Below are 24,791 nucleotides of genomic sequence, written 5' to 3'. Positions count from 1 at the left end.
AGCATTGGCTATGATCGAGCTTCACTTGCGCCCTGAGCACCATGACGGTCCCTTGCCTCTTGCGGCGCGTTTCTGGGGCCGAAGACGACGAAGCTGATGACGGCAAGGGCAAGAACGCCGATCCCGCTATAGAGCATGACCCACCCAAAACCATTGACCAACGCGGCATGCGCAAGCGCGCCGGACGGGTTGAGGGTCGCCAGCCTCGGCGAATATTGCGAGAGGCCATCGAGATTTCCGGTGGCGATCCTTTCCGCCAACGCGCGCAATTCGTCCGGGTCAAGGGCCGTGCCCAATGCGGTTTTGAGGTAGGAAGCAATTCCCTGCGTCAACAGCAGGCCCAGCACCGCGATGTTGATGGCGAGCGTGATCAGCCGCGCGCTGATATCGATGCCCGAAGCCATGCCGGCGCGATCCGGCGACACCGAACCTGTCGTGGTGTTGGTGGTCGGTGAATTGGTGAGGCCGATACCGATACCGGCGATCAGCGTACCGGGCAGCATCGTCAGCCAGGTGGCTCCCTCAAGGCCCGAACCTATCCTCATGGCGATAAAGCCGACGCCCAATGTCAGCAACCCGAGCGGGATCGCCACTCGCGCCTGATAGCGGGCGCGCAGGCGCTCGGCGGTCGAGGACATCAGCATCAAGGGAAGCGTGTAGACGAGCAGCAGCAGGCCGGTCGTGGTGCTGTCATAGCCGAGCACGCCCGAGAAATAGATCGGCAGGTAGATGATGAACGGCCAATAGCTGAAATTCATGCCGATGCCGCCCATGATCGCTCCCGAAAATTGACGGATCCGGAACACCGAGAAATCGAACATCGGGTAGGGGCTGGTCTTCTCGGCAACGAGGAACGCGGCGAAGGCCAGCACGGCAGCACTTGCCACGCCGATGCGGGCGCCAGAGCCGAGATCGGCCCCTTGCGTGATCAGATAGGAGAAGCCGAACACCGCGAACGAGAGCGTCAGGATACCGGCACGGTCAAGCTTCTGGGCATTGCGGTCGCGCGATTCGGTGACGCCGGCACCGATGAAGACCAGGGCAAGGAGGGCAAGCGGCACATGGATGAGGAACACCCACTGCCAGTTCGAGAATGCGACGATCAATCCACCGATGGCGGGACCAAAGCCAAGCCCGATCCCCGAGACGACGCTCCAGGCCACAAAAGCCTTGCCGCGTTCGCTGCCGTCCTGAAACTGGTGGGACAAGACGGCCACGCTGCAAGTGAACATCGCCCCTCCCGCCAGGCCTTGCAGGAAGCGTGCAATGATGAGGAGCGGAGCGCTCGCTGCCAGACCGCACAGCAATGAGGCCGGGCCGAAGGCGATGGTGGCGATCACCATCACCCGTTTGCGGCCGAAGCGGTCGGCCAGCGTTCCTGTCGCCATCAGCACCGTTGTGCAGGCAATGGTGTAGGCGTTCATGATCCATTGCAGATCCTTGAAGTCGGCGGCGAGCACGCTTTCCAGTTTCGGAAGGATCACCGGGACGCTGGAGATTTCGAGGCCGAACAGCAGCGAGGCAAGGCAAGCCCCGGCAAGCGCAACGGTGTTTCGGTCGATTTGAAATGTCATATCGATCACTTTCAGTCGAAGCATTCTGGAACCGGGCCGGCTCTTCGAACCGCGGTCGAGATGACATAGACGAGGCTTGACCATGAAAAAAGACTATGCATTTCTATTTCAGAGATAACAAAATGGAATGCTGGAGATGACCAGTCTCGATGTCGATGCCGTGCGCACCTTCGTCATGGTGGCCGATCTGCAGAGCTTCACCCGGGCGGCTGCAGCACTTGGCAGCACCCAGGCGACGATCAGCGTCAAGTTGCGGCGCCTCGAAGACAAGCTCGGCGCACGTTTGATCGAACGAACCCCGCGCCGCGTGGCCCTGTCGGAAAGGGGGGCTGTCTTCCTGCCCGTGGCCCGCGAATTCCTTGCCGCCCATGAACGCGCCGTCGCGGAGTTTTCCGCTGCGCCATGTCGGCTTGCGCTCGGCTTCGTCGATCATGTCGCGGGGCCTGAGCTTTCCACGCTGATCGCCCAGCTTCATGCCCACGATCCGTCGCTCGCGCTCAACATACGGATCGACACCAGCTCCATGCTGGAAGAAGCTTTCGATCGCGGCGAACTCGATGCGGTGATTGTGCACCAGGAAGATGACAGTCGACGCGGTGAAGCTTTGTCGCGCACCCACTATGGCTGGTTCGCGGCCCCCGCCTTCGAATGGCGACCAGGCACGCCCCTGCGCCTGGCTCTTTTGAGCACCAGATGCAATTGCCCGGACCGCATGAGAGCGGTCGAGGCGCTGGACCGGGCAGGCATCGCCTGGAATGAGGCCTTCGTCGGCGGTGGCGGCGCGGCCGTCAACATCGCAGTGTCGGCCGGCTTTGCGCTTTCCGCCCTCGCTTACCGGGTTGTGCCTCCGGGCCTGATCGAGGTGGGCCGCAAACTCGGCCTGCCACCAATTCCTCCGTCGGATATCATTTTGCAGTCGCACGCTCTGTCGCCGCGGGCGCGAGAGGCGCTGCACATGCTCGCGACCGCTTTTCGCGAATATAATTCGCCTGCCGAATAGGCAAAGGTGTTCCTGATCCCGATTCTGTTGGTATGGATCGGGTTCCAGATTTCAGAGGGAACGAAATGACCGAGATTGTAGTGCGCCCGTTTGCGCAATCCGACCATGCCGACTGGCGCCGCCTGTGGACCGACTACCTGACCTTCTACGAGACCAAGCTGCCGGAAGAGGTCTACGCCGTCACCTGGAAGCGGCTGTTCACTCCGGGTGAGTTCGAGCCGAAAGGCTTCATCGCCACACTGGGCGGCAAGGCGGTCGGTCTCACGCACTACCTGTACCACCGCTCCGGCTGGTCGGAGAAAAACAACTGTTATCTGCAGGATTTGTTCGCCGACCCGGACGTCCGCGGCAAGGGTATCGGTGCGGCACTGATCGAGGCGGTCAAGCAGGAAGCCGGCAAGATCGGCGTCAAGAATGTCTACTGGATGACGCACGAGACCAACACCACCGCGCGCAAGCTTTACGACCACGTCGCCCGCCGCACGGGCTTCATCGAGTATGATTTGCTATAGCCGGCCATGTTCATCCCTTTCTTCCTCGAACTGAAGGCTGCACGCGTTCCCGTCTCGCTCAGGGAATATCTGTCGCTGCTGGAGGGTCTGGAAGCCGGGTTGGTCGACTACGACGTCGAAGGTTTTTATTACCTCGCCCGCGCCGCTTTGGTGAAGGACGAGCGCCATATCGACCGCTTCGACCAGGTGTTCGCGCATGTCTTCAAAGGCATCGAGGCGCTGCGCGGACCGGACGCGGTGGATGTCGCCAATATTCCCGAGGAATGGCTGCGCCGGCTTGCCGAAAAGCATCTGACCGAGGAAGAGAAAAAACTGGTCGAGGCGCTCGGCGGTTTCGACAAGCTGATGGAGACCTTGAAGCAGCGGATCGAGGAGCAGAAGGGCCGCCACCAGGGCGGCTCGAAATGGATCGGCACTGGCGGCACCTCGCCCTTCGGCGCCTATGGCTACAATCCAGAGGGCGTGCGCATCGGCCAGCACGAAAGCCGCAACCGCCGCGCGGTGAAGGTCTGGGACAAGCGCGAATTCCGGAATTTCGACGATGCCGTCGAGCTCGGCACCCGCAACATCAAGATCGCTCTGAAGCGGCTGCGCCGCTGGGTGCGCGAAGGCGCCGAGGAGGAATTCGACCTGCCCGGCACCATCCATGCCACCGCCGAGCACGGCTATCTCGACGTCCAGACCCGGCCCGAGCGGCGTAACGCCGTGAAGCTTTTGATGTTCTTCGATGTCGGCGGCTCGATGGACGATCACATCAAAAGCGTCGAGGAGCTGTTTTCGGCTGCCCGCGCCGAATTTCGCCAGCTCGAATATTTCTATTTCCACAACTGCCTCTATGAGGGCGTGTGGAAGGACAACCGGCGCCGCCATGCCGAAACGGTCCCGACCTTCGACTTGATCCACAAATACGGGCCGGACTACAAGGTGATCGTCGTCGGCGACGCCTCGATGAGCCCTTACGAGATCGCCCATCCCGGCGGCTCGGTCGAACACTGGAACCCGGAAGCCGGCGCTGTCTGGCTCGGCCGTCTGCTGCGGCAATGGCCGAACGCGGTCTGGCTCAATCCGGAGAGCGAAAAGAACTGGGGCTTTACCCATTCGATCGCGATGATCCGCGACATCTTCGGCGGCCGCATGTTCCCGCTGACGCTGGCCGGGCTGGAAGGCGCGACTAAGCAGCTTTCAAGGAAGCATTGAGTGCGCCAGAACTGGCCATGCCGGTAACAAACGCCTATCTTCGGGCGAATATGAGGTTGCAACCAATAACGAGCCGCCAAGGCTGAGGAGATCACATGGACACCCACACCTATCCCGTTACCCGCACCGACGCCGAATGGCGCGCCCGGCTGACGCCGGAGCAATATGCGGTCATGCGCGGCCACGGCACCGAGCGTCCGGGAAGCTGCGCCTTGCTCTACGAGAAGCGCGCCGGCACATTTTCCTGCGTCGGCTGCGACCAGCCGCTGTTCGAATCCAAGCTGAAGTTCGAGAGCGGCACCGGCTGGCCGAGCTTCAACGATCCGGTGCCAGGTTCGGTCGAGAACACAATCGACCGCAGCTACGGCATGGTCCGCACCGAATGCCACTGCGCCCGCTGCGGCAGCCATCTCGGCCACGTCTTCGAGGACGGCCCGCCGCCGACCGGCCTGCGCTACTGCATCAACGGTGTGGCGCTGAAATTCGAACCGGCCGCCTGAGCGGCATCTCATGGCTTTCTCCAAAGGGCGGCTTCGGCCGCCCTTTTTCGTATGCGAACCTCAGACCACCACCGTTGCGATCAGCCAAAGCGCGGAACCCAGCATTGTCAGCGAAGCCTTGGCGCCGCCCGATTTCTCCGCCGTGCGCCAGACTGCCCAGGTCAGGAAGATGTTGTAGGGCACCGGCGCGAAATGCACCGCCAGAACCAGCCACAGCGGCAGCTTGAGGCCGAGCAGGACCAGCGCCAGCGCCGAAGACGCCATATTGATCAATGTCCCGACGAGCAGCATGTCACGCCAGAACAGCCGGTCGAGCGGCACCTGGCCAAGCCAGCGCGAGCGGAAGAAATCCGCGATCACCTACCCCTGCCCCAGGACTTCGGCAACGGCGCGTTCGACACGCGAACATTCCGTCACCAGCCAGTCGGTCATCGCCGGCCAGTTGTCCTCGGCATAGCAGTTCACCCGCCACATCGAATTGATGCCAAGGCCCTCGCAACTTTGCTCCGGCCTGAGCTTCAGCCTGTCTTCGATCGCTGGCTGGAACGGCTTCAGCCGCGCCCAGCTCTGCGTGGCGCCGAACTTCTCGTTGCGGCCGAAGAAGACGCCGACATGGTTCTGCGCCGGCGCGACATACATGGACAGGACCAGGGCGAAGTCGGGCAATCCGCGTTGCCAGAACCAAGGTCCGCGCCGCGCCAGCCGCGCCCTTTCTTCCGGATGCCGTTCGGCGAACAGCGACCAGAAGCCGCGATGGCGGAATTCCGAGGCGCGACGGCCGCCAAAATCGAATTCGCTCATGGTTCGAACCGTATCTCCGGCAACCGCATCGGGCGCCGGACGCCAAAGCAATTCCAGGAAAAGTGAAAACGGTTTTCCGTCCGGAATTGCGTCAACTGCGCTAGTCTTAGACCATGCCGAGCGCGGCCATGTACAGGTCGAGGATGGCGTCTTCCTCCTGGCGTTCGGCCTGATCTTTCTTGCGCAGACGGATGATGGTGCGGATCGCCTTGGTGTCGAAGCCGGTGCCCTTGGCCTCGGCGAACACTTCCTTGATGTCGTCGGCGATCGTCTTCTTTTCTTCCTCGAGCCGCTCGATGCGCTCGATGAGGGCACGCAGTTGGCCGGCGGCAACAGTCTGGCTGGTCTCGGTGATATCGTCGGCCATGTTTTTCTCCAAAGAATCGGTTCCGCGCCGCGACTCGGGGACCGTGCCACGGCGAATTTCAGCGGTTCGATGCCCGACCGGGGGCACGGGGTCAAGCGGTTATCGAACAGCGCGCTAAGGGCTGCCGACAGAAGCCGACAGCTTGCCCGCTTGCGCGAGGTTTCAGGCGAAGGCGATCAGCAGATCCTTGGCATCGATCTGGTCGCCGGCCTTGACCAGCACCTCGGCGACCGTGCCGTCGCGCTCGGCATGCAGTGCCGTCTCCATCTTCATGGCTTCGATGGAGAGCAGCACGTCGCCGGCCTTCACCGCCTGGCCGGCGGCAACCGCAAGCGCGGAGACGACGCCGGGCATCGGTGCTCCGACATGCGCCTCGTTGCCGGGCTCGGCCTTACGCCGTGCCTTGGCGGCGGAGGCGCCATGCGCCCGGTCCGGCACCTTGACGCGACGCGGCTGGCCGTTGAGCTCGAAAAACACGGTGACCATGCCCTTGTCGTCGACATCGCCGATGGCCAGGCACCGTATCACCAGCGTCTTGCCCTTCTCGATGTCGACGAAGATCTCGTCTTCCGATTTCATGCCGTAGAAATAGGTCGGCGTCGGCAGGACGCTGACCGGGCCATAGGCTTCCTGCGCCGCGGCGAAGTCGGAAAACACCTTCGGATACATCAGCCACGAGGCGAACTCGTATTCCGAGAGCTTGCGCTCGAGCTTCTCCTCGATCTCCTTGCGGCTGGCCTTGAGATCGGCGGGCTTCAGCAGCGAGCCGGGCCGCGCCGTGATCGGCTTGTCGCCCTTCAGCGCCTTTTTCTGCAGCGCTTGCGGCCAGCCGCCCGGCGACTGGCCGAGATCGCCGCGCAGCATCGAGACGACCGAGTCCGGGAACGCGATGTCCCTGGCCGGGTTCTCGACATCGGCGACCGTCAGGTCTTGGCTCACCATCATCAGCGCCATGTCGCCGACGACCTTGGACGACGGCGTCACCTTGACGATGTCGCCGAACATCAAATTGACGTCGTGATAGGTCTGCGCCACCTCGTGCCAGCGCGTCTCCAGCCCAAGCGAGCGCGCCTGTTCCTTGAGGTTGGTGAACTGTCCGCCCGGCATTTCGTGCAGGTAGACTTCCGAGGCCGGTCCTTTCAGGTCGCTTTCGAAGGCGGCATACTGGTTGCGCACCGCTTCCCAGTAGAACGAGATTTTGCGGATCCATTGCGGGTCGAGGCCCGGGTCGCGCTCGGTGCCCTTCAGCGCCTCGACGATCGAGCCCAGGCAAGGCTGCGACGTGTTGCCGGAGAAGGCATCCATCGCCGCGTCGATGGCGTCGACGCCGCTCTCCACCGCCGCCAGCACCGTCGCCGCCGACAGACCCGACGTGTCGTGAGTGTGGAAATGAATCGGCAGGTCGGTCGCCTCGCGCAGCGCCTTGAACAGCACGCGGGCAGCACTCGGCTTCAGCAGGCCGGCCATGTCCTTGACCGCGATGATATGGGCGCCTGCCGCCTGCAACTCGCCCGCCAGCCCGACATAGTATTTCAGGTCGTACTTGGCTCGCGCCGGATCGAGAATATCGCCGGTGTAGCACATCGCCGCTTCGATCAGCTTGCCCTCGGCGCCGACCGCGTCCATGGCGACGCGCATGTTCTCGACCCAGTTCAGGCAATCGAAGACACGGAACAGGTCGATGCCGCCGCTTGCGGCCTGCTTGACGAAATGCTGCACGACATTGTCGGGATAGTTGGTGTAGCCGACGCCATTGGCGCCGCGCAGCAGCATCTGCAGCAACAGGTTGGGCGCCGCCTCGCGCACCAGCGACAGCCGCTCCCACGGGTCCTCTGTGAGGAAGCGCATGGCCACGTCGAAGGTCGCGCCGCCCCAGCATTCCAGCGACAGAAGCTGCGGCAGGGCGCGCGCATAGGTGCCGGCGATGCCGGCAATGTCATGCGTGCGCATGCGGGTCGCGAGCAGCGACTGATGGCCGTCGCGCATCGTCGTGTCGGTGACCAGAACTTCCTTCTGCTCGCGCATCCAGGCGGCGAACTTTTCCGGGCCGAGCACATCGAGCTTCTGCTTGCTGCCGGCGGGCACGTTGCCGTTGAGATAGGGCACTACGGGCGGCGCCGCATCGGCCTTCGGCATCGGCCGGCCGCGCGTCTCGGGATGGCCGTTGACGCTGACGTCCGCCAGGTAGTTGACGAGTTTGGTCGCCCGGTCCTGCCGCTTGACCTGCTGGAACAGCTCCGGCGTCGTGTCGATGAACTTCGTCGTATAGGAATTGTCGGCGAAGCTCGGGTGATTGATGATCGCTTCGAGGAAGGTGAGGTTGGTGGCGACGCCGCGGATGCGGAACTCGCGCAAGGCGCGGTTCATGCGCGCGATGGTCTCGGCCGGTGTCGGCGCCCAGGCCGTCACCTTCTCCAGCAGCGGATCGTAGAAGCGGGTGATGACCGCCCCGGAATAGGCGGTGCCGCCATCAAGGCGGATGCCGAAGCCGGTGGCGCCGCGATAGGCGGTGATGCGGCCGTAATCCGGGATGAAATTATGCTCGGGATCCTCGGTGGTGATGCGACACTGCAGGGCGTGGCCGTTCAGCCTGATGTCCCGCTGCGCCGGCACGCCCGATTCCGGTGTGCCGATGGCGAAGCCGTCGAGAATGTGGATCTGGGCTTTGACGATATCGATGCCGGTCACCATCTCGGTGACGGTATGTTCGACCTGGATGCGCGGGTTGACCTCGATGAAATAGAACTTGCCGGTATCGGCATCCTGCAGGAACTCGACCGTGCCGGCGCCGATGTAGCTGGTTTCGCGCGCGATCTTCAGCGCATGGCCGCAAAGCTCCTCGCGCTGCGACATTTCGAGATAGGGCGCCGGCGCACGCTCGACGACTTTCTGGTTGCGGCGCTGGATCGAGCAGTCGCGCTCGAAGAGATGCACGGCGTTGCCATGGGTGTCGCCAAGCACCTGCACCTCGACATGGCGGGCGCGCTCGATCAGCTTTTCGAGATAGACCTCGTCCTTGCCGAAGGCGGCTTTCGCCTCGCGCTTGCCTTCCGTGACTTCGCGGGCGAGATCGGCCTCGGCGCGGATGGCGCGCATGCCGCGTCCGCCGCCGCCCCAAGAGGCCTTCAGCATCACCGGATAGCCGATCTCCTTGGCCAGTTTCTTGACCGCGTCCATGTCGTCGGGCAGCGGATCGGTGGCGGGGATCACCGGCACGCCGACCTCGATGGCCAGATTGCGGGCCGCGACCTTGTTGCCGAGCCGGCGCATCGTATCCGGCTTCGGCCCGATGAAGGTGATGCCGGCCTGCGCGCAGGCCTCGGCGAATTCGGGGCTCTCCGACAGAAGCCCGTAACCCGGGTGGATCGCATCGGCGCCCGAAAGCCTGGCGACGCGGATCACTTCCTCGATCGACAGATAGCTCTCGATCGGCCCCATGTCCTTGGCGAGATGCGGGCCGCGCCCGACCTGGTAGCTCTCGTCGGCCTTGAAGCGGTGCAGCGAATATTTGTCTTCCTCGGCCCAGATCGCCACGGTTTTGAGGCCCAGCTCGTTGGCCGCGCGAAAGACGCGGATGGCGATTTCTGACCGGTTGGCGACGAGGATCTTCGTGATGGCCAAGGACTGGGCTCCAGCAGCGGAAGGGAAGAGAAACCGGCGCCATGATTAGCGTGAAAATGCTGCAGTGCAAACAAAATCAACGCCCGTTTAAACCGATTTAAATCAATTATCCGGCCAACACTCGCACGCATTCGCTCGAACGGACGGAACAACGGCGACAATTTCGATCCTGGATGCGATCTCTCCGGCCCAAGGAGGGCCGGCGAAGAGGGGCATCAGCCACCGGAATGCGCCAAAGAAAATGCCCGGCGCGTGGCGCCGGGCATCATTGGTCTCAGATCTGTCTGAGTGGATTACGACTTCGGGAACCAGGAATACTTTCCGTCGTCCTTCTTCTTCCACTCGTACATGATGTAGCCCGGCAGCTTCGGGTCGCCCTTGGCGTCATAGGCAAGATCGCCCAGAACGGTCGGGAACGGACCGTTTTCGTGCATCGCCTTGGCAACGGCCTGCGGGTCGTTCGTCTTGGCGGCAGCGGCCGCCTCGGCGACCACCTGCACGGCGGCGTAGGCGTAGAGCGTGTAAGCTTCCGGCTCGAAGCCCTGCGCGCGGAACTTCTCGACGAGTTCCTTGTTGGCCGGGATCAGGCGTGGGTCGGGGCCGAACGTGTTGAGCGTACCGGCGACGGCGTCGCCCGCGATCGCCGCAAGCTCGTCCGTCACGATGCCGTCGCCCGACATCATCGGTGCCTTCAGGCCCTGATCCGCGGACTGGCGGATGATCAGGCCGGCTTCGGTATGCAGGCCGCCCCAGTAGATCAGGGTGACGCCGGCTTCCTTCATCTTGGCGATCAGCGCCGAGAAGTCCTTGTCGCCGACATTGATGCCTTCATACATGACTTCCTTGACGCCAGCGGCATTCATTGCCTTCTTGGTTTCGTCGGCGAGGCCCTGGCCATAGGGGGTCTTGTCATGAATGACGGCGACCTTGGCATCCTTGAAATTCGCGGCGATGTAGGCGCCGGCGATGCTGCCTTGCTGATCATCGCGTCCGCAGGTGCGGAACACATTCCACAGGCCGCGCTCGGTGAACTTCGGGTTGGTCGCGGCCGGCGTGATTTCGACGATGTTGTTTTCAGCGTAGACTTCCGAGGCCGGGATCGACACGCCCGAGTTGAAGTGGCCGATCACGAACTTGACGCCGTCGCCGACGAACTTGTTGGCGACCGAGATGCCCTGCTTCGGATCGGAGACGTCGTCGCCGATTTCGAGCTTGATCTGCTCGCCATTGATGCCGCCCTTGGCATTGATCGCAGCGACGGCCGCCTCGGCGCCCTTCTGCAACTGTGCGCCGAAGGCCGCGTTCGGGCCCGTGATCGGACCGGCGACGGCGAACAGTACGTCAGCCCACGCATTGCCGCTGAACGCGACCAGCGCGGTCAGGGCAACAGCGGACAAAAGTGACTTTTTCATTTAAACGCTCCCATTAACGGAGTGGGCGTGGATGAAGCTTTCATGCGATGCCCACCCTTATCGCAGAAAGCATAGTTTGCCGATTTTCAGGCACTTGTCACGCCGTTTCATCCCTGACGCGGCGTTAATGATGAACGTCAACCTTTCGGTTTCCAGCTCAAAATCGAAGCTCTTTCGTAGAGCCAATTATACTGTGTGACCATCTGGTTGGTTCGTGTGTATTGATAGCCGACGAAGCCCAATATCATCAGCACGATTGTGTCTACGATATAGTAATGCAGCGAGAACATCGTGCCGTCGAACAGCGCATGATGGATGAAGCGGATGCCGATGCCGAGCCCCAGCAGATAGGCGAACAGCTGGATAAAGCTGCGCCACGTCTGGGCGCTCGCCTTCCCGGTCATCCAGGCAGCCCAGCCGCCGAGCAGGCAGGTGACGAAGAAGAACTGCCAGATCGACGGTTCCTCATAGAGAATGCCTTGCATGGTGAAGTCTCCCTGGCATGATCCCGAAAAGTTGCAGACTTTCGGACAAAGATCATGTGACAAACAACTTGGAGCGGAATGCCGGATGCACATCCCGCTCCAAACTCAATGATGTCCGCCTTCGAGATAGGCGGCACGCACTTCCGGATTGGCGAGCAGTTCCTTGCCGGTGCCGCTCATCGTCACATTGCCATTGACCATGACGTAGCCGCGCGTGGCGAGCTTGAGCGCGCCGAACGCGTTCTGCTCGACCAGGAACACCGTCAGCCCTTGCGTGCGGTTCAACTCGCGGATGGCGTCGAAGATCTGCTTGACGATCAGCGGCGCCAGCCCCAGCGACGGTTCGTCGAGCAGCAGCAGTTTCGGCCGCGCCATCAGCGCGCGTCCGATCGACAGCATCTGCTGCTCGCCGCCCGACAGCGTACCGCCACGCTGGGCGATGCGCTCCTTCAGCCGCGGGAACAGCGTGAACACCTTTTCGACGTCCTCGTCGTAATGTTTGAGGTTGTCGAGGCTGGCGCCCATCTGCAGGTTTTCCATCACCGTCATGCGCGGGAAGATGCGGCGCCCCTCCGGCGATTGCGCGATGCGCATGCGCGCGATCTCGTGCGTCGGCATCTGGGTGATGTCGGTGCCGGCGAAGGTGATCGTGCCCGAGCGGGCGCGCGGCGCACCGAAGATGGTCATCATCAGCGTCGACTTGCCGGCGCCGTTGGCGCCGATCAGCGCCACGATCTCACCCTCCGTGACGGTGACGTCGACACCATTCAGCGCCCGGATGTTGCCGTAGTAGGTCTGCACACCCTTAATATCGAGCAGCGTTGTCCCGGCCATCACTTGCTCCCTCCGCGCTTGCCTGCGGCAGGCTTGGCAGCAGTCTTGCCGGAAGCCGCTTTTGCGGTCTTCCCAGAAGCCACGTTTGTGGTCTTCGAAGCCGCGTTTGCGGCCTTCCCGGAAGCATGGCTGGTCGCCACCTTGCCCGCATCGACGCGGCGCGAGAATTCCGTATCCTTGCCCTGGCTGAGCAGCTTGGCCTGCTTGACCCATTCCTCGCGCGTGATGCGTCCATCGAAGGCGAGATAGGCTTCGACCGCCTCGACATCGGCCTTCTTCCAGGCGCCGATCTGGTCGAAATGGAAGATGCCGTGTTCGTTGAGCTTCTTCTCGTTGACTGTACCGATGCCTTTGATGCGGGTCAGATTGTCGGCCTTGCCGCCACGTGGGGCAGCGAGGCGGTTCGAAACGCCTTCGGCCTTCGCCGCGGGCGCCTTGCCCGTCGTTTTCGTCGCGGCCGTTTTCTTGGCCGCCGGTTTCTTCGCTGCCGTTTTCGCCGCCGGGGCCGGGCTGGCGACGATTGGCCTGCTTGCCACGCTCGCTGCGCGCGCATCGAACTGTGCCGCCTTCGAGGCGCCCTTGGACACCGTAACGCGCTCACCTTCGCTGTGGCTAACCGTGTCGCTCACCGGCCCGGCGAGATACGACGATGACGTGCCCGGCCCATGCGCGGAATCCGGACCGGTATCGAGCTGTTCGATGACGTCCTCGTCGCCGACTTCGGTCAGCACGGTCTCGACCTCCTCGTCGTCGACGCCGAGATAGGCAGCGATGACGCGGGGATCGGTTCGCACCGACTGCGGGTTGCCGTCGGAGATCTTGCGGCCGTATTCCAGCACCACGACGTGGTCGGAAATCTTCATGACCACCGACATGTCGTGCTCGATCAGCAGGATCGAGGTGCCCGACGTATTCTTGATGTCCATCAGCAGCGTATTGAGCGCCAGCGATTCCTTCGGGTTGAGACCGGCCGCCGGCTCGTCGAGGCACAGAAGCTCCGGCCCGGTGCACATGGCGCGCGCGATCTCGAGCCGCCGCTGCGCGCCATAGGGCAGGTCGCCGGCCGGATCGTCGGCACGGTCGACGAGGTCCGCCTTCTCCAGCCAGTGCTTGGCGAGCTCCACCGATTCGGCCGAGGCCTTGCGATAACCGCTAAAGCCGAACAGACCAAGCACCGTATAACCGGATGCCTTCATCAGCTTGTTGTGCTGGGCAACCAAAAGGTTCTCCAGCAGCGTCATACCCGAGAACAGGCGTATGTTCTGGAAGGTGCGCGCCACCTTGGCGCGCGCCGGGATCTCGTGGTTGGGCAGCCGCTCCAGCAGGTAGCTCGAGCCGTCGGCCCGGTTGAGTGTGATCATGCCTTCCGACGGCTTGTAGAAGCCGGTGATGCAGTTGAACACGGTGGTCTTGCCAGCGCCGTTGGGACCGATCAGCGCCGTGATCTCGCCGCGCCTGGCGGTGAAGGACAGGTCGCCGATGGCGACCAGGCCGCCGAACTTCATCGACAGGTGATCGACCTGCAGGATAGTGTCGTTCATGCCCGGGCTGGTCTTCTCGATCGGGTTCGCATTCATCAGCCGTGTCCTTCTTTGGTAAAGGAACCGGAGACAGCCCTTCGCTCTTTCAGGAAAGCGGTCGGTTCGCGACTGCCGACGAAGCCACGCGGCTTCCACAGCATGACGATGACCATCGCCATGCCGAAGAGAAGCATGCGGTAGAGTTCGGGCGTGAAGTCTGGCCCGAAGATTTGCTTGAGGAAGTCGAGTTCGCGCAGCGCCTCGGTGCCGCCGATCATCACCATCGCGGCAACCGCGATGCCGACCAGCGATCCCATGCCACCGAGCACGACGATGGCCAGGATAATGGCCGATTCCAGGAAGACGAAGGATTCCGGGCTGACGAAGCCTTGCCGCGCGGCGAAGAATGAGCCGGCGAAGCCACCGAACATGGCACCGGTGGCAAAGGCGGTCAGTTTCGTGGTGGTGGTGTTGATGCCGAGCGAGCGGCAGGCGATCTCGTCCTCGCGCAAGGCTTCCCATGCACGGCCAACAGGCAGACGGCGCAGCCTGATGGTGACGAAGGCGGTGAGCAGGCAAAGGCCCAGGATCAGGTAGTAGAGGAAGATCTTGTAGTAGGCGCCCGACTGGGCGATGCCCAGCACCTTGGCAATGTAGTTCGGGTCTGACACGTTGAACGACATCAGGCCGAAGAAGCTGACCTTGGGAATGCCGGAAATGCCGGCCGACCCGTTCGTGACCTCGCGCCAGTTGATCAGCACCAGGCGGATGATCTCGCCGAAAGCCAGCGTGACGATTGCCAGATAGTCGCCGCGCAGGCGTAGCACCGGGAAGCCGAGCAGCACGCCCCACAGCGCCGCCATGGCGCCGGCGGCAGGCAACAGGATCCAGAAAGACAGGCCGAAATGCGTGGCGAGAAGTGCATACGCATAGGCGCCAAGTGCATAGAAGGCGACGTAGCCGAGGTCGAGCAGGCCAGCGAGGCCGACGACGATGTTCAGGCCCCATGCGAGCATCACATAGATCAGGATCTGGATGCCGAAATTATCGACCCATTTCAGCGAGCCCTGCATCCCCCCGACAATCGACCAGGCGTTCAGCGACAGCACTGCGATCACCAGGATCGGATACAGCACCAACGCCGTGATCCCCAATTTGGTGAAGTTGGCATGGATGAAGGCGCGGAAGTAATAGATCACGCAAGCCAGCACGTAGATGACGGCCAGGGCGCGCAGGAATTGCAGATAGCCGGCCGGCTCTGCTCCCACCCATCCGGCGAGAGAACTGTTCAATGCAAACAGCAGCACCGCCGCGACAACGGCCGCGATGAACCACGGCAGTTGGAAGAACCGTGACGCCACGCTGGCCGGCAACAGGCCAGTGGCAACATTGGTTATCTTCTGGCTGGCCATAAACGGCTGGCCGTAGGCGACGTAGAGGAAGCGTCCGACGGCCGTGGCGATCACCACGGCGGCGAGCAGGCCCCAGCGCGTCGTCACGACCAGTTCATTGGACATGTTCTGGCCGGTCTTCAGCCCGATGAACAGCACGAACAGGCCAAGCGAGATGGCGCCGGCATAGAACGCTTCCTTGAGGGCGCGTTGGACAGGGGTGGCGACGGTGTCGCTCTCGGGAGATACGGTGACGGCCATGATCTCAGACCTTTTCGACTTCTGGCCGGCCCAGAATGCCGGAAGGCAGGAAGATCAGCACGATCGCCAGGATCGAGAACGCCGCGACGTCCTTGTAGTCGATCGAGAAATACGCCGACCACATGCTTTCGATGAAGCCGATCAGCAGCCCGCCGAGTACGGCACCCGGCAGTGAGCCGATGCCGCCGAGCACTGCGGCCGTGAAGGCCTTCACACCAGGCGTGAAGCCGTCGGAGAAGGCAACGACGCCGTAATACATCAGGAACAGCGTGCCGGCGACGGCGGCGAGAGCGGCGCCCATGATGAAGGTGATCGAGATGGTGCGGTCGACATCGATGCCGAGCAGCGCCGCCATCTTGCGGTCCTGTTCGCAGGCGCGCTGGGCGCGGCCAAGCGAGGTCTTGTTGACCAGGTACCAGAACAGCGCCAGCAGCAGCGCGGTGACGATGACGATGATGATCTGCTTCAGCGATACGCTGACACCGTTGATGTTGTAGACCTCGGACACCATCGGCGGGATCGGCTTGTTGCGCGGTCCTTGGGTCACCTGGACGAAATTCGACAGCGTGATCGACATGCCGATGGCGGTGATCAGCGGCGCCAGGCGGAACGAACCGCGCAGCGGCCTGTAGGCGACTTTCTCGATCGTCCAGTTGTAGAGGCTGGTGAGCAGCATCGCCACGATCATCATGACCAGCAGTGCGATGACCACGGGCACCGAGTAGAACAGCGCGCCGAGGATGAGGAACACGATCAGCGCCGCGAAGGCGCCCACCATGAAGATATCACCATGGGCGAAGTTGATCATGCCTATGATGCCGTAGACCATCGTATAGCCGATCGCGATCAGCCCATAGATCGATCCCAGCGTCAGCCCGTTGATAAGCTGCTGGACAAAATACTGCATGTGTACATGGCTCCCCTGGAATGTCGCCCATGCAGACGCATTCCTTTTCGTATTTCCCCTAGTCGTAAAGTTTCGAGGCCGGATTGCAACGTGATTTTTCAATCGTCATGCGCTTTTGGCGGCACGCCGTCCGATTGCCCGTTTTTTCGCTCCCGACCCCTGGACTATCGCGGACCCTACCATTGGCATAACGCAATGTCTTTGACGATTCGACCTCATCATGCGCCCCACTTCGAAGAAATCGCCGTCAAAATTAGGTGATGAGAAGGATCGTTGCGTTCCTGACAGAATTCCCTTTTGCGTTTGCGCGCCTTCCCTAACGTGACGAATCGACTATTTGACGATGAACCCATGCGCGAACGGATCGCGGTCATCGATGAAGATCGTGTTCAATCCGGTCGTGCGCGCCCAGCCGCCGATCGAGGGAATGATCGCCGGCTTTCCCGCGACCGTGACCTCCTTTTCGACCTTGCCCTTGAACAGCGAGCCGATGATCGATTCATGGACGAAGCTATCGCCGGCCTTGAGCTTGCCCTTGGCGTGAAGCTGCGCCATGCGTGCCGAGGTGCCTGTGCCGCAGGGTGAGCGGTCGATCGCCTTGTCGCCGTAGAAGACGGCGTTGCGGGCGTCGGCTCCCGCGACCGTGGGGTTGCCGGTCCACAGCATGTGCGACAGCCGGTTGATGCCTGGGTTCTCCGGATGCACGAAAGTGTATTTCTCGTTGAGCCGCTGCCGCACCACCGGGCTCCAGGCGATGAAGTCGCCGGCGGAATAGTCGGCCATGTCGCGGTAGTTCGCCTGCGGCTCGACGATGGCGTAGAAATTGCCGCCATAGGCGACATCGACGGTGATCTCGCCAAGCCCGGGACACTCGACCGTCAGTCCTTCGGCATGGAGGAAGGACGGCACGTTGGTGATGCGCACCTCCTCGACATATTCGCCGACCTGTTTGTATTCGGCGATGACCAGGCCGGCCGGCGTGTCGAGCCTCAGCACGCCCGGCGTCTTCGGCTTGATCAGCTCGTGCTCGATCGCCATCGTCACCGTGCCGATGGTGCCGTGGCCGCACATCGGCAGGCAGCCGGAGGTTTCGATGAACAGGATGGCGATGTCGCAATCCTCGCGCGTCGGCGGGTAGAGGATCGAGCCGGACATCACGTCGTGACCGCGCGGCTCGAACATCAATCCGGTACGGATCCAGTCATACTCGGCGAGGAAATGCGCGCGCCGTTCCATCATCGTCGAACCCTGCAGCAATGGTCCGCCGCCGGCGACCAGCCGCACCGGATTGCCGCAGGTGTGGCCGTCGATGCAGAAGAAGGATTTCTTGGCCATGTCGTTCCTCGAAAATCAAACCCGAAAAAATCAAAACCGTTGTGGACTGAAGGGGGCCAGATCGACAGGTGGAGTCTGCCCCAGGACGAGCCCCCGGATCAACCGCCCGGTGGCGGCCGCCTGGGTCAGGCCGAGATGGCCGTGGCCGAAGGCATAGACCACCGGCCGGCTTCCTTGCGCCTTGCCGATGACCGGCACCGAATCCGGCAGCGAGGGCCGGAATCCCATCCATTCGCGCCCGCCCGAGGGATCGAGCCCCGGCAGGAATTTCTGCGCCTTCCGCAGCAGCGCCTTCGACCTGGCATAATTGGGCGGCCGTTCGATGCCGCCGAGTTCGACCGCACCGCCGACGCGCAAGCCGGTTTCCAGCGGCGTGATGACGAAGCCATGGCCGGAGAAGATCAGCATCCGCTTCACCTCGAAGGCGCTCGTCGGCAAGGTCGTGTTGTAGCCACGCTCGGTTTCGAGCGGAATGCGATCGCCGAGCTGCCTGGCCAGAAGGTGCGACCAGGCGCCGGCTGCGATGACGAGCCGTCTGGCGCGCCTTGTGGATCCATCGGCCAGCGTCAGCGTCGCACCATCCTGGTCCGCCGCGACACGATCGATCCGAGCCGTTTGAAAACGCGCGCCCTTGGACTGCGCATAGGCCCACACCGCCTTGCCGAGCAGCTTTGGGTCGGCGACCGTCTTCCAGCCCGGCACGAACGTGCCCTTGACGAAGCGTGGCGACAGGCCCGGCTGCAGCGTCGCAAGATCCTTGCCCTCGACATGGCGGAAGCCGATGCCAAAACGTTCGCGCGCGGCCCAGCCGGACAACCCGGCCTGAAACTCGCCTTCGCTTTCGTAAAGTTCGAGCGAGCCGTCCTCGCGCAGCATCGATCGCGTACCGGAGCGGTCGAGCAAGCCCATCCACTCCGCTTCGGCGAGCTTCATCATGCCGGCCTGGGTGGTGAGGCTCGCCTCGTATTTCTCCGGTGCGCCGGCCCGCCAGAAACGGATCAGCCAAGGCAGGAGCTTCGGCAGGTAGGCCGGCGGGATGCTGAGTGGCCCGAGCGGGTCGGCCAGCCATTTCGGCAATTGCCGGATCATGCCCTTGTGGGCCAGCGGCAGCACGTCGGAGAAGGCGAAGGCGGCGGCATTGCCGGAACTCGTCTCCTCGCAGATGCCGGTACGGTCGAAGACCGTGACGTCGCGCCCCGCCTCGGCAAGCAAGGCGGCCGCACAAATGCCGATGATGCCGCCGCCGATGATGGCGATGTCGATTGCAGCATCGCTATTCATGGCTGCGTGCCGTGGTGCATGTGCCAGCCCTTAGCTCGATCCGCCCAGCCAGCTTAGAACTGCGGCAGCGTCGGCCGCACCGCCAGCGCGTCCTTGATGATCTTTTCGACCGCCTTGCGGCGCTCGCCCGACAGCGGCTGGCGCGGCATGCGCACGCGATCATTGGTTTGGATGGCGAACACTTCGGCAAGCTTGATGTTCTGCACCAGGTAGGTCGAGACGTCGAGATCGAGCAGCGGCCGGAACCAGCGGTAGATCGAAAGCGCCTCCTCGCGGCGGCCCTGCTTCATCAGCTGGTAGATGGCGACGGTCTCGCGCGGGAAGGCGGTGACCAGGCCGGCCACCCAGCCGATTGCACCGACCGACAGCGCCTCGAAGGCCAGATTGTCGACGCCGGTGAACAGGTCGTAGCGGGTGCCCAGGCGATTGATGATCTCGGTCGAGCGGCGGATGTCGTCGGAGGACTCCTTGACGGCGACGAAGCGCTTGTCCGACGCCAGCTCCTCCATCTGGTCGACGGTGACGTCGACGCGATAGGCCAGGCGGTTGGAGTAGATCATCACCGGCAGGTCGCCGGCCTGCGCAACCGCGCGAAGGGCCGCCACCGTCTCTTCCTCATTGGTATGGTAGATCGGGCTCGGCACCACCATCAGGCCGTTGGCGCCTTCCTTGGCGGCGCGCTTTGCGATGCTGGCGGCCTCGCGGGTGCCGGCCTCGTTGACCGTCAGCAGCACGGGCTTCTTGCCGGCGACTTTCTGGGCCGTCTTCAGCACCTCGATCTTCTCGTCATGCGACAGCATCGGCCCTTCGCCGAGCGAGCCGCAAACGATGATGCCGTCGCAGCCGGCCTCCATCTGCAGGGCAAAGCAGCGCTCCATCTCGGCATGATCGAGACGATCGTCGGCGGTGAATTTGGTCGTGACGGCGGGGAAAACTCCGGTCCACATGATCATTGCTCCATCTGATATATCAGCCGTATATCTGTTAAGAAAGCCGCTGTCAATGCGGAATCCGTTATGATATATCCTGGATATATCAGGAGACAGCCTTTGATATCCAAGGAAGCAAGCGCCTTGTCCGAGCCGGCCGCGACCCGGGCCTATCGCGTGCTCGAGCACATGATCGTCACGCTCGAACTGGCGCCGGCGAGCTTCGTCACCGAGGGCGCCCTCATCGATAGGCTGGCGCTCGGCCGCACGCCGGTGCGCGAGGCGATCCAGCGGCTGGCCTGGGAAGGGCTGCTCGACGTGCGTCCGCGTGCCGGCATCGCGATCGCGCCGCTGCATCCCGGCGACTGGCTGCGCGTGCTCGACGCCCGGCGCGGCGTCGAGGTGGTGCTGGCCCGCTCGGCCGCACGCTTCGTCACCCGCGAGGCCGCCGACCTGTTTCACGAGGCAGCCCTTGCCATGCAGAAGGCGGTCATCTCAGGCAATGTGCTGGCCTTCATCCAGGCCGACAAAGCGCTCGACGAGGCTCTGGCGATGGCCGCCGACAACCCCTTTGCCGCGCGGCTGGCCGCCCCCTTGCAGACCCACAGCCGCCGCTTCTGGTTCCGCTACAAGGCCGACACCGGGCTCGCCGAATCGGCCGAGCACCACGTTGCCCTGATCCGCTCTATCCTTGACGGAGATGAAGAGGCCGCGGCCAAGGACGCCAAGCGGCTGATGGCGCTGCTGCGCGGCCATGCCGAGGCGGCAGCCACGCGCTGAGCCCGATGTCAATTCAGGCGCCGGGCATCCCCGCCATCATGGCGCCGTCCCAACCTTCGCCCGCCGTGATGACGCAGCTCTGGCCATGGATATCGGTGGCCAGGATGGTCCAGGTGCCCTGCTCGGAAACGAAGATCTCGAGAATCACACTCGGGTTGACCAGGCCGTGCGCCGCCTGGCTTTCGTGGAACTTCTCACCGAGCGCCTTGACCATGTCCGTACGCGCGGCGCATTGCGGTGCGGCCGATGCCTGGGCGGCGAAAAACGCGGAAGCCGCCACCAGAGATATCGTTGCAATAAGACGTGCCATCTGACACCTCCCTGCGCCAAACGATTGCCCCCGAAGCTGTCGCCAGCGCCGTTGGTTGATCTGCCGCGCCTCCAGGCCTCCAGGCGGCAGGACTGCAACCTAAGACGGCAACGCGCCACCAGGTTCCATCACATTAGCGTTCACGTGGATACCGACCGCGACCGGGCAAGAAAAAGGCTCGGGTTCTGAGCCCGAGCCTTTGCTGTCTGCCTTCATGCCCGCCCGCGCGCCCGCAGCCGAAGGCGAGGACGCGCAAGCAGCAAAGCGGCCGGCTAGTTCATCGTCGGGATGACGAACTCGGCGCCGTCCTTGATGCCAGACGGCCAGCGCGAGGTCACCGTCTTGGTCTTGGTGTAGAAGCGGAAAGCGTCCGGACCGTGCTGGTTGAGATCGCCGAAGGACGACGCCTTCCAGCCGCCGAACGTGTAGTAAGCGATCGGCACCGGGATCGGCACGTTGATGCCGACCATGCCGACCTGGACACGGCTAGCGAAGTCGCGCGCGGCGTCGCCGTCACGGGTGAAGATGGCGACGCCATTGCCCATCTCATGGTCGTTGGCGAGCTTGATCGCGCTCTCATAGGTCGGCGCGCGCACCACCGAGAGCACCGGCCCGAAAATCTCTTCCTTGTAGATACTCATGTCGGCCGTGACATTGTCGAACAGGCAGCCGCCCATGTAGTAGCCGTTCTCATAGCCCTGCATCGAGAAGCCGCGGCCGTCGACGACCAGCTTGGCGCCTTCCTTGACGCCGGTGTCGACATAGCCTTTCACCCGCTCCAGCGCCTGGCGCGTCACCAGCGGGCCGAAATCGGCGGCCGAATCCGTCGACGGGCCGACCTTCAGGCTCTCGACGCGCGGAACGAGCTTTTCCATCAGCCGGTTGGCGGTGTCGTTGCCGACCGGGACGGCAACCGAGATCGCCATGCAGCGCTCGCCCGCCGAGCCGTAGCCGGCGCCGATCAGCGCATCGACGGTCTGGTCCATGTCGGCGTCGGGCATGATGATCATGTGGTTCTTGGCGCCGCCGAAGCACTGCACGCGCTTGCCGGCGGCAGTGCCGCGCGAATAGATGTAGTGCGCGATCGGCGTCGAGCCGACAAAGCCGATGGCCTTGATGTCGGGATCGTCGAGGATGGCGTCGACGACTTCCTTGTCGCCATTGACGACGTTGAGGATGCCCGCCGGCAGGCCGGCCTCGAGGAACAGCTCGGCGATGCGGATCGGCACGCCCGGGTCACGCTCCGAAGGCTTCAGGATGAAAGCGTTGCCGCAGGCGATCGCCGGGGCGATCTTCCATAGCGGGATCATCGCCGGGAAGTTGAACGGCGTGATGCCGGCGACGACGCCGAGCGGCTGGCGCATCGAATAGACGTCGATGCCGGGGCCGGCGCCGTCGGTGAACTCGCCCTTCATCATGTGCGGGGCACCGATGCAGACCTCGACCACTTCGAGGCCGCGCTGGATGTCGCCCTTGGCGTCGGCGATGGTCTTGCCGTGCTCGCGCGCCAGTATGTCGGCCAGCTCGTCATAGTCGCGGGCGACCAGTTCGAGGAATTTCATCAGCACGCGCACGCGGCGCTGCGGATTGGTGGCGGCCCATTTCGGCTGTGCGGCCTTGGCGTTCTCGACCGCCGCGCGCAATTCCGCCTGCGAAGCCAGCGCCACCGTACCGCGCACCGTGCCGTCCATCGGCTGCATGACGTCCTGCTTGCGGCCGCTGGTGCCGGCGACATGCTTGCCGCCGATGAAATGACCGTATTCGATCATGATGTCTCTCCCTTTGTTCGTGATACCCGCATTGTCCGCCTTCGGCCGGCGAATGGCAACGCGAGCGAGAACGCAACCGTTGTGCGAAAAATAGATAGCGGTTGACGGAAGAGCATCAATTCTCGCAAATGATGGGGCCTCTTACACCAGGAATGATCAACGTTGAGTTCCTTAGCGCCCCCCTCTGTCCTGCCGGACATCTCCCCCTCTAGGGGGGAGATTGCGCTGTCATATTCGCCTTCGCCAATCATGGGGGCTGTCAAGGAGGGACTGTCGGCGACGCTGCCAATCTCCCCCCTAGAGGGGGAGATGTCCGGCAGGACAGAGGGGGGCGCCACAGAACGCTACGCTGACCATTGTCATTCGGACCACTCTCATGAACTGGGATGACGTCCGCATCTTCCTCGCCGTGGCCCGCGCTGGGCAGATCCTCGGTGCCGCCAAACGGCTGGAACTCAACCACGCCACCGTCTCGCGCCGCATCGCGGCACTCGAGGAGGCGCTGCGCACGAAACTCTTCCGCCGCCTGACCACCGGCAGCGAGCTGACGCCCGCGGGCGAGCGTTTTCTCGACATTGCCGAGCGCATGGAGGGCGACATGATCGCCGCGCGCTCGACCGTATCGGGCGAAGGCGACGACGTCTCGGGCACGGTCCGCATCGGTGCGCCCGACGGGTTTGGCGTCGCCTTCCTGGCCAAGCGCCTCGGCGAACTGACCGCGCTGCACCGCGAATTGACGATCCAGCTCGTGCCGGTGCCGCGCTCCTTCTCGCTGTCGCGCCGCGAGGCCGACATCGCCATCACCGTCGAGCGGCCGACCGAGGGCCGGCTGGTGGCGGGAAAGCTGGTCGACTACACGCTCGGCCTGTTCGCCTCTCGCGGCTATGCGCAAGCGCATGGCCTGCCCAGGACCGCCGCCGAGCTCGGCCAGCACACACTGATCGGCTATGTGCCCGACCTCATCGTCAGCCCCTCGCTCGACTACGCCGCCGAGTTCAGCGCGGACTGGCGCACCAGCTTTGCCATTTCCTCCGCACTCGGCCAGGCCGAAGCGGTGCGGTCGGGCGCCGGCATCGGCATCCTGCACACGTTTGTCGCCCGCTCGATGCCGGAACTGATGGCCGTCGATGTGGTGGCACCCATCCGCCGCGCCTACTGGCTGGTCTATCACGAATCGGTCAGGCCGCTGCGGCGAGTCCAGATCGTCGCCAGCTTCATCACCAAGGCGGTGGAGCGGGAGCGGGGCCTTTTCACCTGATTTCACCAACCGGCGAAGGCAATGCGCCATTCAAGGCGGGTAGAGAACGAAGGAATTCACCACGCGCTCAACCTCGTCCGCCAATGGTGCCCATCGCTGCGCCACCTCCTCGGCGCTCTCGGCCATCAACGAGCAGTTGACATAACCATAGCGCGCACCCCGAACTGAAAACGCAAACCTGGAATGGCCGTGCAGAATGTTATTCTCGTTCCTAACCGTGAAGTCCAGATCGGCAAGGCGCACAGGATAGCCGTCCGGAAACCTTGCCAGCTTGTCATTGCTGAAATCGGCTGTGTTGAACGGTTCGCCCATCATCCTCTGCCAAGTGCCCATCGGCCAGTCCTCGATGAACTTGCGCGGATCGGGCGGCGAACCGGTTGGATTGTAAAGCGAGCCCGACACCATGCAGGACAGGCCCTCATTTTCTGTGGAATCAACAGCCAGCAACATCGCTTCGCCAGAAGGCGGCTCACTGGTCCATTCTTCGGGAAAGGTCAGCGAGATCCAGTTATTTCGGTCATGGACGGTATTGTCGGCGGCATTCGCCCCCGCGACGCCAGACAGAAATCCAACAAACGTAACGATAAGGCAACGCTGCATCACTGGTGCTTACACTCCGGGTGCCCGAGTGAGTATTATCGGGCAGATCAATCCAGCATTGCAATACATGACCGAGGCTGTCGGCGCCGCCTTGCGCTTGCCACAAAACCAGCCAGTGTGGCATCAGGCATGCGGCCACCGCTATGA

23 protein-coding genes are annotated in these 24,791 nt (G+C 63.1%); 6 read left to right on the top strand and 17 right to left on the bottom strand.

Annotated elements, in window-relative coordinates; genetic code table 11:
- Window positions 1-8: 8 nt before the first annotated feature.
- Window positions 9-1,574 carry an MFS transporter gene (locus LB568_RS24080; protein WP_224731424.1) on the bottom strand — a complete coding sequence of 522 codons (1,566 nt, stop codon included), beginning with the start codon at window positions 1,572-1,574 and terminating at the stop codon, window positions 9-11.
- Between the two features lie 136 nt (window positions 1,575-1,710).
- Here LB568_RS24080 and LB568_RS24075 point away from each other — a divergent pair, with 136 nt between their 5' ends.
- The 4 genes from LB568_RS24075 (at window position 1,711) to msrB (ending at window position 4,783) form a co-directional block, all read left to right on the top strand.
- Window positions 1,711-2,574 (top strand): LysR family transcriptional regulator, encoded by an 864-nt coding sequence (locus tag LB568_RS24075; RefSeq protein ID WP_013892495.1) that lies wholly within the window; start codon window positions 1,711-1,713, stop codon window positions 2,572-2,574.
- Window positions 2,575-2,639: 65 nt separating this feature from the next.
- The gene (locus LB568_RS24070; protein WP_224731423.1) at window positions 2,640-3,086 is read left to right on the top strand and encodes a GNAT family N-acetyltransferase; all 447 of its coding nucleotides are present in this window, start codon (window positions 2,640-2,642) and stop codon (window positions 3,084-3,086) included.
- Between the two features lie 6 nt (window positions 3,087-3,092).
- A complete protein-coding gene (locus tag LB568_RS24065) occupies window positions 3,093-4,283 on the top strand; it encodes a vWA domain-containing protein (protein ID WP_224731422.1) in 1,191 nt (396 codons plus the stop codon).
- Between the two features lie 95 nt (window positions 4,284-4,378).
- Window positions 4,379-4,783, top strand: coding sequence for a peptide-methionine (R)-S-oxide reductase MsrB (msrB, locus tag LB568_RS24060; RefSeq protein ID WP_013892492.1), 405 nt, complete (start codon window positions 4,379-4,381; stop codon window positions 4,781-4,783).
- A gap of 60 nt (window positions 4,784-4,843) precedes the next feature.
- On the opposite strand, the gene LB568_RS24055 is transcribed toward msrB, so the two are convergent.
- The 13 genes from LB568_RS24055 to LB568_RS23995 form a co-directional block, all read right to left on the bottom strand.
- Entirely contained in the window at window positions 4,844-5,143 is a 300-nt protein-coding gene (locus LB568_RS24055) for a hypothetical protein (protein WP_224731421.1), read from the bottom strand.
- Window positions 5,144-5,584: a hypothetical protein gene (locus LB568_RS24050; protein ID WP_224731420.1), complete on the bottom strand. Its 441-nt coding sequence runs from the start codon at window positions 5,582-5,584 to the stop codon at window positions 5,144-5,146.
- 106 nt (window positions 5,585-5,690) lie between these two features.
- On the bottom strand, window positions 5,691-5,951 hold the full coding sequence (locus LB568_RS24045; RefSeq protein ID WP_010912082.1) for a DUF2312 domain-containing protein: 261 nt from the start codon (window positions 5,949-5,951) through the stop codon (window positions 5,691-5,693).
- Between the two features lie 162 nt (window positions 5,952-6,113).
- Complete coding sequence (gene pyc / locus LB568_RS24040; protein ID WP_224731419.1) at window positions 6,114-9,572, bottom strand: pyruvate carboxylase; 3,459 nt, start codon at window positions 9,570-9,572, stop codon at window positions 6,114-6,116.
- 293 nt (window positions 9,573-9,865) lie between these two features.
- Window positions 9,866-10,984, bottom strand: a complete 1,119-nt coding sequence (locus LB568_RS24035; RefSeq protein WP_140573052.1) for a branched-chain amino acid ABC transporter substrate-binding protein — start codon at window positions 10,982-10,984, stop codon at window positions 9,866-9,868.
- Window positions 10,985-11,121: 137 nt separating this feature from the next.
- Window positions 11,122-11,469 carry a DUF6867 family protein gene (locus LB568_RS24030; protein ID WP_013892487.1) on the bottom strand — a complete coding sequence of 116 codons (348 nt, stop codon included), beginning with the start codon at window positions 11,467-11,469 and terminating at the stop codon, window positions 11,122-11,124.
- A 105-nt stretch (window positions 11,470-11,574) separates the two neighbouring features.
- Entirely contained in the window at window positions 11,575-12,303 is a 729-nt protein-coding gene (locus LB568_RS24025; RefSeq protein ID WP_224731418.1) for an ABC transporter ATP-binding protein, read from the bottom strand.
- A complete protein-coding gene (locus LB568_RS24020; RefSeq protein ID WP_224731417.1) occupies window positions 12,303-13,880 on the bottom strand; it encodes an ATP-binding cassette domain-containing protein in 1,578 nt (525 codons plus the stop codon). The genes LB568_RS24025 and LB568_RS24020 overlap by 1 nt, the downstream gene beginning before the upstream one ends.
- Window positions 13,880-15,475 carry a high-affinity branched-chain amino acid ABC transporter permease LivM gene (livM, locus tag LB568_RS24015; protein WP_013892484.1) on the bottom strand — a complete coding sequence of 532 codons (1,596 nt, stop codon included), beginning with the start codon at window positions 15,473-15,475 and terminating at the stop codon, window positions 13,880-13,882. The genes LB568_RS24020 and livM overlap by 1 nt, the downstream gene beginning before the upstream one ends.
- Window positions 15,476-15,479: 4 nt before the next feature.
- On the bottom strand, window positions 15,480-16,382 hold the full coding sequence (locus tag LB568_RS24010; RefSeq protein ID WP_013892483.1) for a branched-chain amino acid ABC transporter permease: 903 nt from the start codon (window positions 16,380-16,382) through the stop codon (window positions 15,480-15,482).
- Window positions 16,383-16,715: 333 nt separating this feature from the next.
- Window positions 16,716-17,717 carry a 4-hydroxyproline epimerase gene (locus LB568_RS24005; protein ID WP_224731416.1) on the bottom strand — a complete coding sequence of 334 codons (1,002 nt, stop codon included), beginning with the start codon at window positions 17,715-17,717 and terminating at the stop codon, window positions 16,716-16,718.
- A gap of 30 nt (window positions 17,718-17,747) precedes the next feature.
- Window positions 17,748-18,998 (bottom strand): NAD(P)/FAD-dependent oxidoreductase, encoded by a 1,251-nt coding sequence (locus LB568_RS24000; RefSeq protein WP_224731415.1) that lies wholly within the window; start codon window positions 18,996-18,998, stop codon window positions 17,748-17,750.
- A 53-nt stretch (window positions 18,999-19,051) separates the two neighbouring features.
- Window positions 19,052-19,945 carry a dihydrodipicolinate synthase family protein gene (locus tag LB568_RS23995; protein ID WP_140573048.1) on the bottom strand — a complete coding sequence of 298 codons (894 nt, stop codon included), beginning with the start codon at window positions 19,943-19,945 and terminating at the stop codon, window positions 19,052-19,054.
- Window positions 19,946-20,014: 69 nt separating this feature from the next.
- On the opposite strand from LB568_RS23995, the gene LB568_RS23990 reads away from it, so the two are divergent.
- The gene (locus LB568_RS23990; protein ID WP_412033926.1) at window positions 20,015-20,707 is read left to right on the top strand and encodes a GntR family transcriptional regulator; all 693 of its coding nucleotides are present in this window, start codon (window positions 20,015-20,017) and stop codon (window positions 20,705-20,707) included.
- Window positions 20,708-20,720: 13 nt separating this feature from the next.
- Here LB568_RS23990 and LB568_RS23985 read toward each other — a convergent pair whose 3' ends face one another.
- Both LB568_RS23985 and LB568_RS23980 read right to left on the bottom strand, forming a co-directional pair.
- Entirely contained in the window at window positions 20,721-21,017 is a 297-nt protein-coding gene (locus tag LB568_RS23985) for a hypothetical protein (protein WP_140573047.1), read from the bottom strand.
- A 272-nt stretch (window positions 21,018-21,289) separates the two neighbouring features.
- The gene (locus LB568_RS23980; RefSeq protein ID WP_013892477.1) at window positions 21,290-22,786 is read right to left on the bottom strand and encodes a CoA-acylating methylmalonate-semialdehyde dehydrogenase; all 1,497 of its coding nucleotides are present in this window, start codon (window positions 22,784-22,786) and stop codon (window positions 21,290-21,292) included.
- A 376-nt stretch (window positions 22,787-23,162) separates the two neighbouring features.
- Between LB568_RS23980 and LB568_RS23975 the strand changes: the two genes are divergently transcribed.
- Window positions 23,163-24,044 carry a LysR family transcriptional regulator gene (locus LB568_RS23975; RefSeq protein ID WP_224731414.1) on the top strand — a complete coding sequence of 294 codons (882 nt, stop codon included), beginning with the start codon at window positions 23,163-23,165 and terminating at the stop codon, window positions 24,042-24,044.
- Between the two features lie 30 nt (window positions 24,045-24,074).
- Here LB568_RS23975 and LB568_RS23970 read toward each other — a convergent pair whose 3' ends face one another.
- Window positions 24,075-24,644: a hypothetical protein gene (locus LB568_RS23970; RefSeq protein ID WP_031249988.1), complete on the bottom strand. Its 570-nt coding sequence runs from the start codon at window positions 24,642-24,644 to the stop codon at window positions 24,075-24,077.
- Between the last annotated feature and the right edge of the window lie 147 nt (window positions 24,645-24,791).

It is taken from the genome of Mesorhizobium sp. B263B2A (assembly GCF_020165775.1).
Taxonomy (GTDB): Bacteria; Pseudomonadota; Alphaproteobacteria; order Rhizobiales; family Rhizobiaceae; genus Mesorhizobium; species Mesorhizobium opportunistum.
This window is presented reverse-complemented; position numbering and strand designations above follow the sequence as displayed.